General features: G+C 31.8%; 14 protein-coding genes. All 14 read right to left on the bottom strand.

The window, feature by feature from the left end:
- Positions 1–41: 41 nt before the first annotated feature.
- Positions 42–1,223 carry a UDP-4-amino-4,6-dideoxy-N-acetyl-beta-L-altrosamine transaminase gene (pseC, locus tag A6754_RS03595; RefSeq protein WP_066442549.1) on the bottom strand — a complete coding sequence of 394 codons (1,182 nt, stop codon included), beginning with the start codon at positions 1,221–1,223 and terminating at the stop codon, positions 42–44.
- Between the two features lie 27 nt (positions 1,224–1,250).
- Positions 1,251–2,192, bottom strand: coding sequence for an SDR family NAD(P)-dependent oxidoreductase (locus A6754_RS03590; protein ID WP_066442548.1), 942 nt, complete (start codon positions 2,190–2,192; stop codon positions 1,251–1,253).
- Between the two features lie 11 nt (positions 2,193–2,203).
- The gene (gene pseI / locus A6754_RS03585; RefSeq protein WP_066442547.1) at positions 2,204–3,250 is read right to left on the bottom strand and encodes a pseudaminic acid synthase; all 1,047 of its coding nucleotides are present in this window, start codon (positions 3,248–3,250) and stop codon (positions 2,204–2,206) included.
- Positions 3,247–4,284, bottom strand: a complete 1,038-nt coding sequence (pseG, locus tag A6754_RS03580; RefSeq protein ID WP_066442546.1) for a UDP-2,4-diacetamido-2,4,6-trideoxy-beta-L-altropyranose hydrolase — start codon at positions 4,282–4,284, stop codon at positions 3,247–3,249. The genes pseI and pseG overlap by 4 nt, the downstream gene beginning before the upstream one ends.
- Positions 4,285–4,287: 3 nt before the next feature.
- Positions 4,288–5,019, bottom strand: coding sequence for a cytidylyltransferase domain-containing protein (locus A6754_RS03575; RefSeq protein WP_066442545.1), 732 nt, complete (start codon positions 5,017–5,019; stop codon positions 4,288–4,290).
- Positions 5,020–5,031: 12 nt separating this feature from the next.
- Positions 5,032–5,997, bottom strand: coding sequence for an ATP-grasp domain-containing protein (locus A6754_RS03570; protein ID WP_082851598.1), 966 nt, complete (start codon positions 5,995–5,997; stop codon positions 5,032–5,034).
- Positions 5,998–5,999: 2 nt separating this feature from the next.
- Positions 6,000–6,398, bottom strand: coding sequence for a glycerol-3-phosphate cytidylyltransferase (gene tagD, locus A6754_RS03565; protein WP_066442544.1), 399 nt, complete (start codon positions 6,396–6,398; stop codon positions 6,000–6,002).
- A 10-nt stretch (positions 6,399–6,408) separates the two neighbouring features.
- Positions 6,409–7,071, bottom strand: coding sequence for an HAD family hydrolase (locus tag A6754_RS03560; protein WP_066442543.1), 663 nt, complete (start codon positions 7,069–7,071; stop codon positions 6,409–6,411).
- A gap of 11 nt (positions 7,072–7,082) precedes the next feature.
- The gene (locus A6754_RS03555; RefSeq protein WP_082851597.1) at positions 7,083–7,787 is read right to left on the bottom strand and encodes a CDP-alcohol phosphatidyltransferase family protein; all 705 of its coding nucleotides are present in this window, start codon (positions 7,785–7,787) and stop codon (positions 7,083–7,085) included.
- A gap of 29 nt (positions 7,788–7,816) precedes the next feature.
- A complete protein-coding gene (locus A6754_RS03550) occupies positions 7,817–10,180 on the bottom strand; it encodes an LbetaH domain-containing protein (RefSeq protein WP_066442542.1) in 2,364 nt (787 codons plus the stop codon).
- 62 nt (positions 10,181–10,242) lie between these two features.
- Positions 10,243–12,585, bottom strand: a complete 2,343-nt coding sequence (locus A6754_RS03545) for an HAD family hydrolase (protein WP_066442541.1) — start codon at positions 12,583–12,585, stop codon at positions 10,243–10,245.
- A gap of 3 nt (positions 12,586–12,588) precedes the next feature.
- Positions 12,589–13,995, bottom strand: coding sequence for a CDP-glycerol glycerophosphotransferase family protein (locus A6754_RS03540; RefSeq protein WP_066442540.1), 1,407 nt, complete (start codon positions 13,993–13,995; stop codon positions 12,589–12,591).
- A 10-nt stretch (positions 13,996–14,005) separates the two neighbouring features.
- Positions 14,006–15,034, bottom strand: coding sequence for a TylF/MycF/NovP-related O-methyltransferase (locus tag A6754_RS03535; RefSeq protein ID WP_180320188.1), 1,029 nt, complete (start codon positions 15,032–15,034; stop codon positions 14,006–14,008).
- A gap of 17 nt (positions 15,035–15,051) precedes the next feature.
- On the bottom strand, positions 15,052–18,081 hold the full coding sequence (locus tag A6754_RS03530; RefSeq protein WP_066442539.1) for a motility associated factor glycosyltransferase family protein: 3,030 nt from the start codon (positions 18,079–18,081) through the stop codon (positions 15,052–15,054).
- Positions 18,082–18,102 lie beyond the last annotated feature (21 nt).

Here is an 18,102-nt window from a genome sequence, read left to right as displayed (position 1 = left end):
ATCTTTGAAATTTTAAGCCGAAAAGTGATTTTGAAAGTCGTTTATTTAAGATAATATTTAACAACTTTGCTTATTGCCTCGATAACAGAGGCAACATCTGTTTCACTCATTTTTGGAAATAAGGGAATTGTTAGTGCTGACTCATACCAATCTTCGGCAATTGGGCATAACCCTTTTTCATATCCCAACTCTCGATAATATGGATGCAGATAAACAGGCAGATAATGTACATGAACCCCTATATTCTCCGCTCTTAATGCCTCAAATATTTCCCTTCTGCCTACCTTAAACTTATCTAAATCCAGTTGTAACATATATAAATGATAGCTAGAATTTGTATCCTTTGACTGATAGGGAGTTTTCACCCCACTTATTTTAGAAAATTCATTATCATAGCGGGCTGCGATACTTCTTCTCTTTTCAATAAAATAATCTAGCTTATTTAATTGTGAAATTCCTAGGGACGCATTAATATCTGTCATACGATAGTTGTATCCTAGAGCTACCATTTCATAATACCAGGGTCCCTCTTCTTTCAATAAATCTGTGTTTTTAATACCATGCGAACGAAATAATCGAAGCTTTTCCGCATATTCATCAGAGTTAGTTACAATGATTCCGCCCTCAGCCGTTGTAATATGCTTTACTGGATGAAAGCTAAACATTGTCATATCCGCTTGGGATCCGATCTTTACTCCTTTATAACTTGCTCCTATAGAATGTGCAGCATCTTCAATCACAACTAGATTATGTTCCTTCGCTATTGAACTTATAGAATCCAAATCAACCGGCTGACCAGTAAAATCAACTGGAATGATTGCCTTTGTTCTCTCAGTGATAGCTTCTTTGACTTTTAGTGGATCAATATTGTATGTTTTTTGATCAATATCGGTAAAAACTGGTTTGCCGCCACAATACAAAACACAATTGCTACTTGCCGCAAATGTAATAGGAGAAGTAATCACTTCATCACCGTCACTTATGCCTGCGGCAAAACAAGCACCATGCAAAGCAGCAGTGCCATTTGAAAATGCTACTGCATGCTTGGCTCCCACATACTTGGCTATTGATTGTTCAAATTCTCTTATCATAGGTCCTTGAGTTAAAAATGAACTTTTCAAGGTATTTACTACGATCTGTATATCATCTTCATCTATCCACTGTTGACCATAAGATAAAAATGTATCTCTTACAGGTTTTCCTCCCATAATTGCCAAAGTCATAAATATCCCTCCAAAAAAAGTCACCTTTTAAATAAGGTGACTTGATTTTATCCATTGTTCCGTTCTTCTAATTCCTTCTTCAAGGGAAATCTTAGGTTCCCAGCCAAGAAGGTTCTTCGCCTTATCATAATTACATAATAGTTTCTTAATTTCACTTTGTGGATGAATATGCTCTACATGTTCAATTCTTGCAGGATCTTCCACAATTAACATAGCTAAATCATTTACAGATATGTCTTTTCCAAGTCCTGCATTTACAATCTCGCCATTAACCTGATCTGAATATCCAGCTTGAACAACAAAATCAGCGCAATCATCCACATATAGCAGATCTCGTGTCTGGGTTCCTTCTCCGTAAATACTTACAGCTTCCTCAGATAGCTTTTTCTTTATAAAGATGGCTACAACGCCGCCTTCTCCACCGGTTTTCTGATAAGGCCCGTAAGTATTGAAAGGTCGTATGACCACTGTAGGAAGACCATATGCATGATAGTAGGACAGAACCATATTCTCTGCTGCAATTTTTGATCCAGCATAGGGTGAGGCTGGTTTAATCGGATGCTGTTCAGTAATTCCACTTGCATCTAAACAGCGGTCATACACCATACATGTACTCATAAACACAACCTTTACGTTATGCTTTCGGCATTGTTCAAGAATATAAAAAGTACCAACTGTATCATTATTAAAGGTGGTTCTTGGATCATCAATAGAATCCTGTACATTTATAGATGCACCAAGATGGTAGCACATATCAAATGGTATTTCTTTGAAGATAGTATTTAATAACTCTTCATTTTTTATATCACCGATAATAAAATCTTCAAGTTCATTCCTAAATTCCTCGATGTTTTCTTCTCTTCCATTTGATAGATCATCTAGTATCCAAACTTTATGGCCGTCAGAGAGAAGTTTCTTGGCAACAGCGCGACCAATGAAACCAGCTCCTCCAGTAAGCAAAACATTCATTTATTTACCCCCTATAACAACTCCCATGATAATGGAGTTCCTTTTTTCACACTGGTTTTTGCCACTTTTCCTAGTACACTTTTTAAATGTTTTGGTGGAAGTCCAAAACCTGGACGAATGGCTCGAATATTTTCTTTTGTTAATATTTCTCCGGCTTGTATATCCTTTACCACATATAATGAACGACGATCCTTAAGAGATGGCTCTTCTGCTTTTGTCGGGCCATATGTAATACTGCCAAGACTTAACCAAGCTCTTTCAGTCTCTTCTACAAGAGACTTCATTTCTGCAGGTTCCATGGAAAATGCAGCATCCGTTCCGCCTTCAGCTCTTGAAGTGGTAAAATGCTTTTCAATTACACTCGCTCCTAATGCAACACTTGCTACCCCCACTCCAATTCCCATTGTATGATCGGATAAACCGACTTCACATTGAAATAATTCTCTCATATGTGCAAGTGTTTGAAGATTAGTATTTTCTGGAGAAGAAGGATATGTACTTGTACATTTTAGAAGAATGATTTCTTTGCATCCTGCTTTGCGAGCGGCTCTTATAGAATCATCTAATTCAGCAGCAGTCGCCATACCTGAGGATATGATCAGCGGCTTACCTGTAGATGCCACTTTTTCAATGAGCGGAATATCAGTATTTTCAAAGGAAGCAATTTTGTAACATGGTACATTTAACGTTTCAAGAAAATCGACTGCAGTCTCATCGAATGGTGAGCTGAATGCAATTAATCCAAGTTCACGGCATCTTTTAAAGATTGGTTCATGCCACTCCCAAGGTGTATAGGCTTCTTTATACAAATCATAATAAGAAGTTCCCTTCCATAAACTATCTGGATTATCTATATAAAACTCGCCCTCATTTATATCTAAAGTCATGGTATCAGCTGTATATGTCTGAAGTTTTAATGCATCTACTCCAGCCTTTGCAGCTTCTTCTACAATTTGCAAGGCCTTCTCTAATGACTGATTATGATTACCAGACATCTCAGCTATAATAAAAGGCTTTTGTTGAGAGCCTATTAATCGCCCTTCAATATTAATTGTCATTTTTTACCCTCCATAATTGCTTTTACAACAGGATGTATATGCTCTCTTTGTCTTTTTTGCATTAATATACTTGATCTTAAAGATAGTTCTTTCAGTTTACTTGGGCATTTTATTGCTCTTTTAATTATATCGACAAGATCTGTTTGTTTTACACCCTCATACCAGCCAAGATTCCAAATGGCCCCATATTCTGCCGTAGCAATAGTTGATTCCCTTTGATTCTCGGCTACAATGGTCACAATAGAAGGAAGCCCAAGATAACAGCGTTCCCACATCGTTACCCCACCCGCTCCGAAAGCTAAATCACATTCCGCCATCAAATCTGCAAGGTAGTCAATTTGTTCATGATATTTGTAACCTTTTTCGATACATGTCTCCTTAATAATATCTTTTTGGGGATTTGATAACCCAACGACAACATGTATTATTATTTCAGAAGGTTCCAGCTGATTCAACGCGTTTACCAACTTTAAAGTTTCCCCTGTAGGATCTGAACCACCATAAAAAATTAATATACTACTTATTAAATTACTTTGCCGTGCTGCTTCTTCTTTATAAAATTCCGGTCTAAGCAGAAGATACCCTGGTCCAAGCAGTTTTTTACACGCTTTTGGAACTAATTGATCATACCGGAATTGAAAGTTATCTTGATAATTCTGATCAAGAAGTATATCACAATCATGCTCACGATTAGCTAAGTCATCAATTACCATGATTTTTATGGAAGGAAAAGCTTTTCTTACGGTTCTTTCCCAAATGATATCAATCTGATAATGATCTATAATTATCAGATCAACTTTTATATTTTTTAAAATAGAGATAGTACATTGAGCATCGACTTCTAGATCGTCCGCAACTGTAAAAACTTTAAAGCCTTTGGATTTTAAATGTTCAATCATATTTCCTTTTAAGTCAGCACAAATAAAAGTAACCTTGGCTCCGTTCTCTTTCAAGAAGTTTGCCAAGGTAAGACAGCGCATAATATGTCCTGTTCCTATTGTCGTTGAAGCATCAACACGAAAGAAAATATTCATTAGCTACACAACCGGTTTCTGCTCAATATGGGCATTTATTTGGGCAATTTCAGGATGTTCCAGAAGAAAACGCACTACCTCTTCAGAAGGAATTAATACATCTCCCTCAAAGTGATTGGCAATACTTTTACAGAGTTCATAGTCTTCTTCAGTGTCTAAGGTTATTCTTAGATGAGAATGCTGCATATTATCGGGAATAGTATAGAGTGTCCGTTTAAATTCATTGATATGTTTCTCTTCTTTTGCATAGTATGTCACATGTTCACGATGTCTATCCTCTTTGCCATGTTGGAACATATATCTTAATGCATTATAAGAGACCATTTCAACCACAAGGCCTCTAGGTAATTCCCCCCTAAAATCCATTATATCAGTTGGCTGAGACTCCATTTTATTCATAATATCTTCGGCCAAATGATAGTCGACAAATGGACAGTCCGCTGTAACTCTAATCACATAGTCTGGCTGATATTGTTTTGAACATTCATAATACCGAGATAGAACATCATCCTCAGAACCTCTAAAGCAAATTACATCATTTTGCTGACACCATTCTTCTATCGGGTCATCTTGGTTCAAAGTGGAAGTAGCTATGATAACTTCCTTAGCTTTAGGAATCTGCTGACATCTCGCAATGACATAATCCAATACAACTGAATTACCAAGCGGCATTAGCACCTTCCCTGGGAGACGTGAGGAGCCCATTCTGGCTTGGATTATGATAATTACATTCATACGATCACCTTACTAATAAATATAGTCTTGCGAATGGCGAACCATTGTTGATACTTTTTCATTTTGAGTAAAAGAATATTGATCTAGATTTTCACCAATGGATTCTAGAAAGAACCAATAAAAACTATCAAGGCCAGCAGCAACACTCAGAGTAGATGCACCTCCGAAACGAGGGTTACATTCAATAATATGAAATTCATTATTCTGATCAATTATAACTTGAAAGATGACATGTCCATACAGGCCTAATTTTTCTGCAGCATTAGAACATAGTTTTTCTAGTTCCGGCATGTCTCTTATAGTCGTTATTTGAGATTCTCCATCTACAATTTTATCCCTTGTCCTAGAAATTACACCTTTCGATCTGCCATTTATATCAACATATATGTCAATACTATACTCTGTACCTTCTATCATTGGCTGAAAAATAGGTTCTTTAAGATTTTTTGCATGGTTTAGAGCTTGTGTAGAGGTAAGACTCTTTCCTAGTGTTTGGGAACCTGCTCCAAATCTCTCTTTAACAACGTATTTCATGTTCTCTCTGCTATCTTCTATGCACAGGAAAGTCGGAATTACCGGTATACCATGCTCTCTTGAATATGAAAAAAATTTTAATTTGTCCAGACAAATTTCAACATTAGATAACGGAGAAATCATTACATGAATTCCCAAACGTTTAAGTTTGTCTCTATTTGATGAGAAGTACTTTAACTCACCATCTCTGGTAGGAATAATAAACCGAATTTCATTTTTTTTACAGTATGAGATTAATTCTTCAATATCCAAATTAGATATGCGAGGCATCTCCCAGAAGGTATCCACAAAATGCTTTGCTATAACAGATCTATCGATATCTCCCCCATATAGCTTCATGTTTAAACCGATTTTAGCCATAGCTGCTTTAATCGATTGTAACAATGGAACTTTACGAGAGATGCTTGTTATTAACACATTAGACGGACTTTCAAAACTAGCCATACTCACTTTATTGTAACCAGATTTAAATCACTCTTTATTTTCGTTGTAGAGATTTCTGGAGTTCTGCTCAGATATTTCACATCACAATAGTCTTTCAGATAATCAAAATTCCCTCTCCAGTCGTCACCCATAACAAATAAATCTGCTTTGTACTCTTTAATATCATTAATTTTTTGATCCCAATGATATTCAGGAATTACTAAATCAACGTAGCGAATGGATTCGAGTAATTGCTTACGTTCAGTATATGAGAAGTAACTTTCTTTCCCCTTCGATACATTAAATTCATTCGTTGATAAACCGACAATCAAATAATCCCCTAACTCCTTAGCACGCTGTAAAATGTTGATATGGCCGTAATGCAACAGATCAAACGTCCCATAAGTGATTACTCTTTTCATAGTTGTCTCCTTACTTATCTATAAGCTCCAATAAAGAATAAATATTCCTATCAGCTTCATACTCTTTAGATAATGTTAATTTCATATGATCTCCAACATCTCGAATTATACGTACTGTTCCCATACCTAATTTACTTGCTGTAATAAAATCTTTATTAGGATTGTCGCCGATGTAAACACATTGGTCGTAGCTCATATTCAGACTTTCCACAACTTTCTTGTATGGCAACTCGTGCGGTTTCCAAAAATCTCTTCCTAAATCTCCTGTCACTACAATACAATCAAAACGCTCCTCTAAATTGAGGGCTTTGATTTTTGACCATTGCATTTGAGAGTTACCGTCCGTAATTAAGCCTAATTTATAATTTCTTGATAATTGAGTTATAACAGTTTCTGCATCTTCATAAAGTTTTATTTGCGGCTTATGATTTCTATATAAATACACAAGTTTTTGAATATCTAAGTCAATTTTCAACTTAGCGCATACTATGTTAAAAACTCTACCTCTTCCTAGCTTCAACCAAGTTTCCACCAAGAGGTCATATATCTTTTCCTCAGATACTGGATGTTGTTTAGAAATCTCACTAGCAACCGCAAAGAATCCAGATCGTACATAGCTATGTTCTTCAAACAAGGTATCATCTAGGTCAAATATATATACTTTTTCTATCATTTCCAACCCTCTTATAAAACCGTTTTGCTATACTTTTTAGTTTTTACTACTTCCCAAACCCGATATATCCAATCAATATTTTTTCCTATGATGATTATATAAACGACTGATTCTAAATTATGAAAAATAGCAAAAATTGAAATCAGAAAATATATAGTAAAAATATCAAAAGCAGGGATGATCCCTCTATTAAGAAACCACATCTTCCATCTTGCCCTATATAATTTATTTCTTTTCATATAAGGGACTACTACATATTGAATAACAAATAAATCTATATAAATAGTTGCAATCAGCGCTATCTTCGCCCAAACCGAAACATCAGTCACAAAAGATAGAGAAAAAAATAAAAACAGCCTAACAATCTGGTCAAAATATTTATCCAATTTTGCACCAAATGGAGTACATTTGTTTAACATTCTAGCCAAATTTCCATCAGCGCCATCTATGAAATGGTGTAACTGCAAAAGTATTGCACCTATTACCAAATAATCAAATAAAAATGCAATAGATGCTCCAATTCCCATTAGACCTGCTATAACAGTAACCATATTAGGTGACATCTTTAAATCATATGCTACCTTAGTGAAAAAAGGGTCTATGATATGTGCATAGTAACGATTGATAAAATATTCTTGTGGCCTTCTTTTATCAGTGACATATTTCTTTTGAAAGTTCGTGTAGTTTATTTTTATTTTATTGAATAGTAGAGACATGAATTCTCTCCTTAAAAATAATACCTGTCTTAATCTTCTATAGTAAAAACCTTAGGAGCTCTGCCTAGGTCTTCATATTTTACCCGTATCTCATCTTTTATCTGTTTAACAAATGAAAATGACCCGATAGCAAAAACAGGATCTTCTAATAAAAAAGTTTCCTTTAAAGATATAATTTTAGTTCCCTGCACTGTGTTTCCCCATAACTGACTATTTCTGTCTACAAAACATAAAACATTTATATTATATAGCTGTGCTGCTTCGAATAAAACCTTTCCTGCTTCTCCAGCTCCATAAATAATTATTTCATCTATATTTTTTGATTTTATTTGTTTTGCAATATCAATCATTTGAATTAAATAAAGAGGGGAACTATGCTTCAACTTATGCTCAAAAATATAATAAGGATCACTTAATGTTATGACACCTTCAGGCCAATTAACAAAGTATCTTCTATATCCTACTGTACAGTCATTTAAAAACCTCTCTATACCTTTATTATTTAGAAGATCAATATCTTTAGATTTACAAATAGTCGAAACAAATTCACTGCCAAAGTTTTCATCATATTTTAAATTCCCTAAATTCACAGCCTCTTTATAAAATGGCATTTTAATAACACGGTTTAATATTTCGCTATAATCTTCTTTTTGTGAATATAATACATCTTTGATATTAGGTTTTATTCTTTTCAAGTAATACCATAGTTGCTGGAAATACTGTATTCCTCCCTGACATGAGGCTTTCTCAATACTATTAATAGAAACAGTGCCAAGTACAGGTATAATCTTTTCATCAGGCGTTTTAGTATATTCTTTTACACTCCCTAAATCACCCATTAATAACTGTTCTATCATTTCAGAGCTACGAATGATAGGTTTGATTAATTCAATATTTTCCCCAGCATTTCCAGCAAAACCTCGAATATCTATATTATTTAGAATATGATATTTATTTTTTTCTCCGCCGTATACTAAAACATGGGCAATATTCGAGTTAATGCCTTCATAATTCAATACACTTTCAATTGAGTTCTGAATTGTACCCTCAAACCCCAGATCTACAGTCACTATATTTTCAAGGGAAGTACATGTCTGTCGAAGATACTTTATGAACATTTCTCTTTGTTCCACAGCGTTTCTTTCAATTAAATGTCTTATTTCTTTCGACAGTAGAAAGGTAATAAGTACCTCTTTCAAGCTTTCTGAGTTAATATACTTTGTATCATAAGCCTCTGATAAAGGAACTTTTAAAAACTTTAAAAATTGTTCTTTGAATTGCTTTAAACCAAATATATTCAGTAAATTACCAACAGTGAAATGCCTTCTGTCAAATAACCCCTCTATAAGTTCTCTATTCAAACTTTTAATAGAAGGCAGGAAGGTTGCTTGCCTGGATACAAAAAGAGGCTTAATTACAATATTTATACCTCTCTGTCTTGCTGCTTCTTTTAATAGTAAACTTAACAGACTCCCCTCTCTCATTAATGGATATATTTCATTTCTTCCTTCTTTTTGACACAAATCAAGAAGCCAGTCACAAAAAACAACTAATATTGGACCTAGTACTCTTCCTCCAAAATCGAACCAAAAATCATTTTGTGCTTGGTTTGTATTTGAGAATAGCATTCTAAGTGATTGAAGTTGCGGAACAAGGGTTCTACCACTATTGATCTTTTCCCAGCCATATATACTGTTAATGCTAGATAGAGCAGTAGAATAATCAATAACATTTTCATTTTTTTCCAAAGGATTAGAAGAAGCTATATACCTTATAAAAATTAACTGGTTTTTGTCTAAGGTTGAATACTTCTGCAAAATTAGATTCTCCAATTTATCAACTTCGTAAGAATCTATTTTATAAATTGTGTCTAACAGACTTACATCCATTCCGGAATTTTTTAACAGTATTTCATTATAATTTATTGAGTAATCCGAATTCGATACTAAAATTATCCTGATTCCCTTCATATGCGCAAATTCAATAAGGGAATATATATAAGGATTAACAAAATATTTTTCTGCTTTTAATTCCTTTTCCAGTACCTGTATACCACTTAGATCACCAATTTTAGTCGGAATCATTTTATATAAATTATCTAATTGACTAGAATCTTTAGTTTTGCCACTAGCATTCTTTGCAGCTGACGCTTGAGCTGTGATCCTTATATTTTTGAATTCATTTGGACTTAGATCATCTCTTAGCAAACCTCTACGCTTAGCATTCTCAGCTACTGCAAGGTAAAATTCTTCATTATCTGCATACATTTTTAAAAGGAGAGCCTCTTGATCAATGATTAAAATTTTCTTATCGTGGAGAGTCTTACTTACTTTGCTTAAGTAAGTATCTTGCATCCACCAATATTTAAAGAGTGTATTATCTAATTTCTCCATTTTGCTCTCCTTATAAAATATTTTATGCTTGAAGAAAGTTTTTAAATGCACAAGGATTATTCTTATGCAAACTTATAAATATTAACAATAATATTTTTCTGGTTTGCATTTTCTATAATAGTCTCTTCTATTTCATTTATAAAAGCAAATGAACCTATTACAATGTTAGTTGAACCTTTCTCCAATGCGCTATCAAGCGGAACAACTTTTATCTTGTTAATATAGTGACCCTGAATTGATGTATTACTATCTATAAAAAAGTCTATCTTTATATTAAACATTTCAAGAAATCTCATTACTAATCTTCCAGATTCACCAGCGCCATAAATAGAAACCGTTTGGATATTCTCATCTAATAAATTTTCCAATATTCTCAATGTCTTAGAATAATTACTCGTTAAATATTGTTCTTGAGATAAATGTTGTTTTAATAACAACTTAGAATCTTTTAATGTAACTGCTCCATGAATCCAGTATAAGTCATCTTTTAGGTTATTTTTCTTTAAAATATATTCTGCATTGTTAAACTGTTTTAAGCTGTCTTCTGGAATAAACTTGTGTTTATTTAATTCAAAATAACCATTTTTAAATACTAATTTCCCTAATTCTTTGGCTTCCTTTGTAGTCGGTAAATAAAAGAGTCTATTTATTACCTCGATTAATTCATGTGGCTTATTGTAAATTTTCTTCTTAAAATCCTTATTGTTTCCGAAGAATTCTAAAAATATTGTTTGAAAAAATAAAATTCCTTGTTGTATAATTTCTTTGTTATTTATATTTTCATCACTATCGTATTTTTCTTCAAAAATGGGTTCTATTTTGTTCCCAACAACTTTATAATCAATTGTACTTAAGACATTATTATTTATTATTGATTCAATAATCTGACAGTGTTCAAAGAATTTCTTGATATATTGATCTTCTTCATTCTCATCTGAAATAAAACTCAAGTATCTTGTCCCACTAAACAAGTTGAATTTAATATTTTTAGTCACCATAGCTAATATGTGAGTGTATTTACTATTTGAATCCGTCTCTTTCATTATCTTCTCGATATTTGAGGCAGTAGTGCCTCTATAACCAAAATCTAAAGTTGCAATTTTATCACCAGACAAAGTATCCATCAATAACTTTTGAAGTAATTTTTTCTTCCTATTAATATTTTTGATTACTAAAGAATTCGTATTATCGTTTAATAGGAACATTTTCAAATTATTGACTTCGCTTTTCTCTAAATCCCCTATCTTAAGTTCATAAATTTTTTCCATCGTATCATTTAAGTCTATTTTCAACTCTAACAGCTCAATAACACTTTTCACAGTGAATTTTTTTCTTGAATCAATTAAATTATCAACTGTACTTTCATCCAAGTTGGTAAGGGTAGCTAAAAAAGTAGACTGTCTTGATAGGTAAAGTAGATCAATATTAATAGCATAATTTCTAAATCTCATAGAGTTCTTTAAAAGCTTTTGGAAAAACTTACCCTCACTCATTATTGGATAAATACTTTCAATGTCTTCTTCCTCTAGGACATCCATTACCCATTCTATAAAAATAGTTAGAAAAGGGCCGATAATAGTTGAACCTAAATTAAAATAAAATTTATCCTTTTTACTAAGGTTGCATGTTAAATTTCCAACAAGCTTTCTGAATGATTCTAATTCAGGTAGGTTATTTTGCAGATAAATATTTTCAAATGCTAGACCATTATTATGTTCTATTGCATTAATATCATAATATATAGAATTAATGCCCTTAATAAGCGCATTTTTATAATCAGAAATAAAGTTATCTCCAATATGAAGAACTTTTGATGGGCGTACTTCATACTTTGTTAATAAATATTCATATAGAGTTCCCGTGGCTTTTGAAAAATTCATATCACAAGATACAATAATTTCATCTATTAAAGTGAAGTCAAAATTATGAAATTCTAATATACTCTGGATTTGATTTTTATTCAGATACATATCAGATAGTAATACTATCTTTTTCCGTTGCTGCTTAAGATACCTTAAAAATGAATATATACTGTGATTAATATAGGTACATTCTTTTTCCTTTTCAATTTCAATTGCCTTCACTTCATTAAGATCACATATATTCGAATGAAATGTTCTATAAACATCATCAATAGTATATTCATGGTTCGTTTTGAGCTTCTCGCTTTTCACTTTTCTTTGTGCCATTTCCCTTAGATGTTTAAATTGTAAAGGCGTTATTCCTTTTCTTAAAAGACCCTTTTCTAAGGCTTCAAGTCCAACTAAATGAAAAACATCATTTGGCTTTTTAACTGTCCGGAAAAGTAATGTATCAAAGATATCTATACTAATGACTTCGTATTCATCAATATGTTCCTTTCTTATTTTTAGATTTTCATCTAATTGCCATATATCTTTTATCATTTTTCAACTCTTTCCCTTTAATAGAGTATCTAATAATGTCCAAACTCGTTCACTTGACTTATTATCTTTAAATTGATGAACAATATTTGTTAATACTCCTCTAATTTGTTTATATGAGTCATGATTCAATGCTTTCTCAATTTCAGTTAATAGACCTTCCTGATTGAAAACCTTCGGCCCCGGAGTCCAAAAGTCATAAGGCTCTAAATTAAAACCTCTATTATTTTGATAAAAATCTATATCGACAGGTGTAAAAATTAAAGGAATATTTGTAAGCAATAAATCAAAATAAACTGATGAGTAATCTGTAATCAATAAATCTATATTAGCAATTATTTCGTATAGATCTATATTCCTATTTACTAACTCATCATCTTCAATAAACTTAATTACATCTGAGCAATCTTTATATAAGTTGATATCTAATTGATTGTACTCCATATGATGAAGTTTACAAATAAAATATAGTTTATTTTTTCTTAAATAACTCACAAAATTATCTTTAGAAAATTTCTTAAATCCAAAGAAATTATTCCAGTTTCTGTCGCCATTTTCTCTCAAATCAACCTTCCATTTTCTATAAGTGGGAAGGTACATGATGATTTTTTTTGCAAATATGTTTTCCCCAAAAATCTCTTTCATTAGTGCTGGATTTTTATCAAATAAGAAATCATTACGCGGCATACCACAAATTTCATATTTATTTGGACTATTTGGGAAACTAGCATTAAATAAGGTACTGTATGTCTCAGAATAGGAAATTATTTTATCAGTATTAACTTTGACATCTTCACTATAAGAGTTGAAAAACAAATCGGTTCTAGTTCCGATTTTTTTCAAAGGAAAACCATGCCATAGTTGAACATTTATTATTGATGGTTTGTAAACACTATAAATACTAGTGGAACAAATTAAATCAAAATCTGAATCATCCCTCAATTCCTCTTTATTAATGAGTTGTACATCATATTTTTCTTCTATAGATTTAGGCATATTCTTATAGAGTGCAAATGTATTACTTCCCGAATTATTCAGGTTTAATAATGCTACTTTTTTCTTTAATCTTGGATTAATATAATCAACTTTTTGTACGTCTTTTAATTTTTCTTTATATTTTTCATCTAATTGCTTTGTGAATTGGGGATGTAAGACAGGAATAACTTTTCTAATATCAACCTTCAAATCTAGCAATTGATTAATAATTTCTGCACTATACTCACTTGCAATTAGTATAAGATCATAATTTAGACTAGTTATACTTTCAGGATTATATACATATTTTCCATTAAAGGTCCGATGCTGTTTTTGTTTGTCATTATCCATAAAACCGATAATCTCTACTTTGTTATGGTCAATTTTAGTTAATGTTTCTATACAGCAGCTTCCAGTACCAAAGATTATTATCTTCAAAGAAGTCACCTCATTTTGTTATTATTGCACTTCCAAAATAATCACTTATTGGTACAATGTTAATATTCTTTTCCTCGCAAAATTCTCTGACAGCTTTTTTAACTCCTTTGTAGTAATCTAAGTTGTAGTCGTGAATCATAATATAGCCCCCTTTTTCTAGACGGGGATAAAAGAAAGACAGTCCCTCATATGTGGGTTTATATAGATCTACATCTAAACTTACAAATGAAAACTTTTCATCCTCTAACCCTTTAGTGGTATCTGGGAAATAACCTTTTTTCACTTCTACATTTGTTCGAGAAATTTTCTCTAAAACCAAGTTAATACTCGTGTTTCCATATCTTCCTTCAGTAGCATTAGAAAGTAAAAAATCTTCTTCTATTTTAATATCTTCTTCATTAAAGCCTTCAAATGTATCAAATAGATATAATTTGTTTTCAGGAAATAACTTACTGATCAATTTACTGAAATCCCCTCTATATACTCCTAATTCAGCAACTGCCCCTGATAATTTTTTTTCATTTATTTCTTTAGCTAAAAATTCCATTGTAGATATACGGACAAAATCAATCCCCTTTATTGGATAATCCGGGTAATCATATATTGATATGTCACTCCTGGAAACACTCTTATCTATCGTGCTTATTGCATAATCATTATATAGAGCTTGTATTTTTGCTGTACTACAGTATTTATTAAATTCCTTGTATATGTTAAAAGTTTTTCGGATCATTTCAATCCCTGACTTTGGCAAATGAACTAATGGTGAAAATATTTTATTTTTGGGAATTCCTAGTCCAATTAATTGTCTTCTCATCTCTTGAGCATAACTTTCACTAGCTATTAATATTTTGTCATAATCTGTTAATTCTAATTCATTAAACCCCATAATTTTGCTATCATTAAAAGTTTCTCCATGTTTTCTTAAATCATTGTCTAAAAAACCTAAAATTACTACCTTATTTAAGTCTAAATAACTTAATAAATCTTCCGCTCCGCTACCTGTTCCAAATATATATATCCTTAATTTATTGTTCATATTTTCACTCATTTCTTTTAATTATATTCTATTTCTCCAATAGCTAAAAACTCAGGATCTCCATTATTTTTTATAACCTTAATACGAAACTTTTTATACAAACTTTTATTGTTAATCACAAAAAATCTCTTTGGTCCATACATTACCCAATCAGTTACATTTTCTCTCTCATCTAACAATATCCAACTATCTCCACCCCATGCTTGAAACACCCAATTTTGAGGCATTCGCAGTGCTGTATCATAATTTAAATGTGGTTTTTGAAGAGATATAGTGTAAACACTTATTAATGTCGGTTCTGGAAATGAAAATTCTATCCAACCACTTGTTTCTCCCTTTTCAGTTGCCCACGTCTGGTATTGATCTGTTAAATCCTTATTAAATGCTTGAAAAGGATGGCAAGGATATCTCCCTTCCTTAAAATAAGAACTACTTTTTACGATTTCAATTGATTCTTTCTCATTACATATAATAGGTATTTTATTTATAACTATTTCTTCGTATATATCATTTAATTTATACTTTAATCTAACTGCTGGAAGGCTAATGTCACTAACAAATATGTCATTTCCATAGATGTCTTGGTTAGATTTAATAAGATAAAAGTCACCTATGAGTGTTTGTTTTTCATAAGATATTAGAGGTTTAGTTTCTTGGCCAATATTAGATATTGAAGCAACCCCATCTATAATCTGATCTTTTATATTACATCTAATCCTTTGCCCGATCATCATTTCTTTTATGTTCAGAGCCTCATCCTTATGCATTAAACGTCCATCCGAATCTATTTCAATAGCTTGAAAAACAAAAAAATTATCATCTAGGTTTGTAATTTCAATCTCATGTATATCGTTAGACAGCTTTCGCTTTTCAAAAAGAACATTTTCATAATCCATTACAAAACATTCATCATATAGTTTGTCACTTGATGAGAAGATATATGGAATCCCATCAATTTTTATAGATATTTTCGAAGAATTATTAATATGTTTCCCACCGATAATTCTTATAAATGAACCTCTGAATTTGAATTTTATTTCTTCATTTTTATTTGTTGTCTTCATACAACGATAGACGGTATGATCTTTGAATTTATTATTTTTAAGATTAGTTTCTTGCTTCAACCAATTCCCAGTATAGTGAAATTCTACTGAATCACTCTCGTATCTTCTATATTCCTTGTATTTATCTTTGTTTTCAATATACTTATGAACATAGTTCTTTATTGTCGGTGCAAGATCATTATATGTTTGCTTACATATATCCAAATATGCTCCAAATAAATTCTTAATCTGTATAGCTTTAACTTTCGGATTTTCTTCGTTTTTAACCTTTTGTATACTTTTCTCTAGTAATTCAAATTGTACCCTAGTAATTGGTCTTATATAGACATTATAAAATTCATTTTCTAGAAGCTTACTAATCTTTTTATCAAAATTCACATAAACTGATTGAATCTTAGTCAATCTATTATTTAATACTACTTCTTCTAACGTATTTATCTGGTCATCGATTTCGATAATTAGCTTAACAAAATCCCTCATTGAATTGTGCATTTTTCTTACTTTATCAGTGACGTATTTAAGACCTGAATCAATTACGTTGTTAGAAAATGCTTCTTTTAAGACAACCTTAGTTTGTAGTCTACTATTTATTACATCTTCTAGTTGCTGGAAGGGAGCTCCTTCAATTTTTGCTCCACCATTTGTGGTATTAATAAACTCTACATGCTTGTTTTTTCCTATATACTGCTGCATTAGAAAACGCATTTGGTTAAATGCAGAATTTGAGTTTATTTTGTTCCCAAAGACATCCTCAACTTCAACTAAGTCAATAATATCTTTTTTTTGAATTTCAGCATTTTTGTTTCTCCCACGGTTAATATCTTTGGAATAGAATAAATTGTCCTTAAAGGCGAGGTTTTGCCCAACTAAAATGATCATTCCTACTTCTAACCTTGATAGGATATCAATAGTGACAATTGCAATTGAAAAGGCATCATTTATTATATAACTATTGTTTTTATTCTCAAGATAAAAAGGAGACACTGTGTCCTGTGATGTTATAAAATGAAATTTAGGGCCAGGGTATCTTTGAATTGTCTCATAACCAACACTAGTACCGTATATCATTGGTACAGAAGTAATTCCTTCTTTCTCAAAAACACTAAAAACAGAAAAGTTATGCTCTTGTGGATCATATGTTAATACTGCATCTGGCAGGATATCATTTGCAATTAGTGCTTTGTTCGCCGAACCTACTGCAAAAATATAAGCTAAGCCCTTCTCTTTGATATATCTTAAGTTATCATATTCATCTTGTAATGAAGGACCAGCTGAAACAATTAATACAGGTTTGTCCTTAAAATAATCTTTTTTCTCTTCAATAAAATTTGGAGTACTTAATGTTGTTGGTAAATTCATTAAAGAATTTAGAGTCCATCTCCTAGCAAAATGATAATCTACACCAAGGTTATAAACTCTTGCTTCTATAGCAATTTTTATCCTCTTTGCAAAACTGCTAAATTGATTGGGAAATATTTTTTCATAACTAGGCAAGGGAATCAAAACAACATCCCCGAATATTGATGAAGAGAAATCGTTTAAATATCCTTCTAAGGAGTTGGCATTTTTTTCTAAATAGATTTTTTCCAAATTACGTGTATTAAAATTGGGAAAAATACGATTATTTAATAACTCTTTAAACAAAGTAATACTCGGTTCATAGATAGAAAATTTAGTATCAGGAAAAACTTTTGTAAAGTATTCAATCTGATAACCAAGCCCAATCCCATAAAACATGACATGAGTATCATTGCTAATGTTACTAGAATAATTTTGAATTATCCTTTCCGCTTCCTTTAACGGGTTATACTTACTATGAATGTATATGGATTGATTTTGAGTAACAGCTTTTATCGTTAATTCATGACTTCTTGTTTCTTCTATTATTGGCTCTAATAGGTCATTACCTAAAAATTCATTCTTTACTATATTTAAAACACTTGGATAATGTAATTTAAGGTAGTTTAAACTTTCTTTATACATACACATTCACCCCGTTCCGTT

The sequence above is a fragment of the Cytobacillus gottheilii genome (genome assembly GCF_001636345.1).
GTDB classification, from domain to species: Bacteria; Bacillota; Bacilli; order Bacillales; family Cytobacillaceae; genus Cytobacillus; species Cytobacillus gottheilii.
The sequence above is the reverse complement of the archived record's forward strand: the minus strand, read 5'-3'. Positions and strand labels throughout refer to the sequence as shown.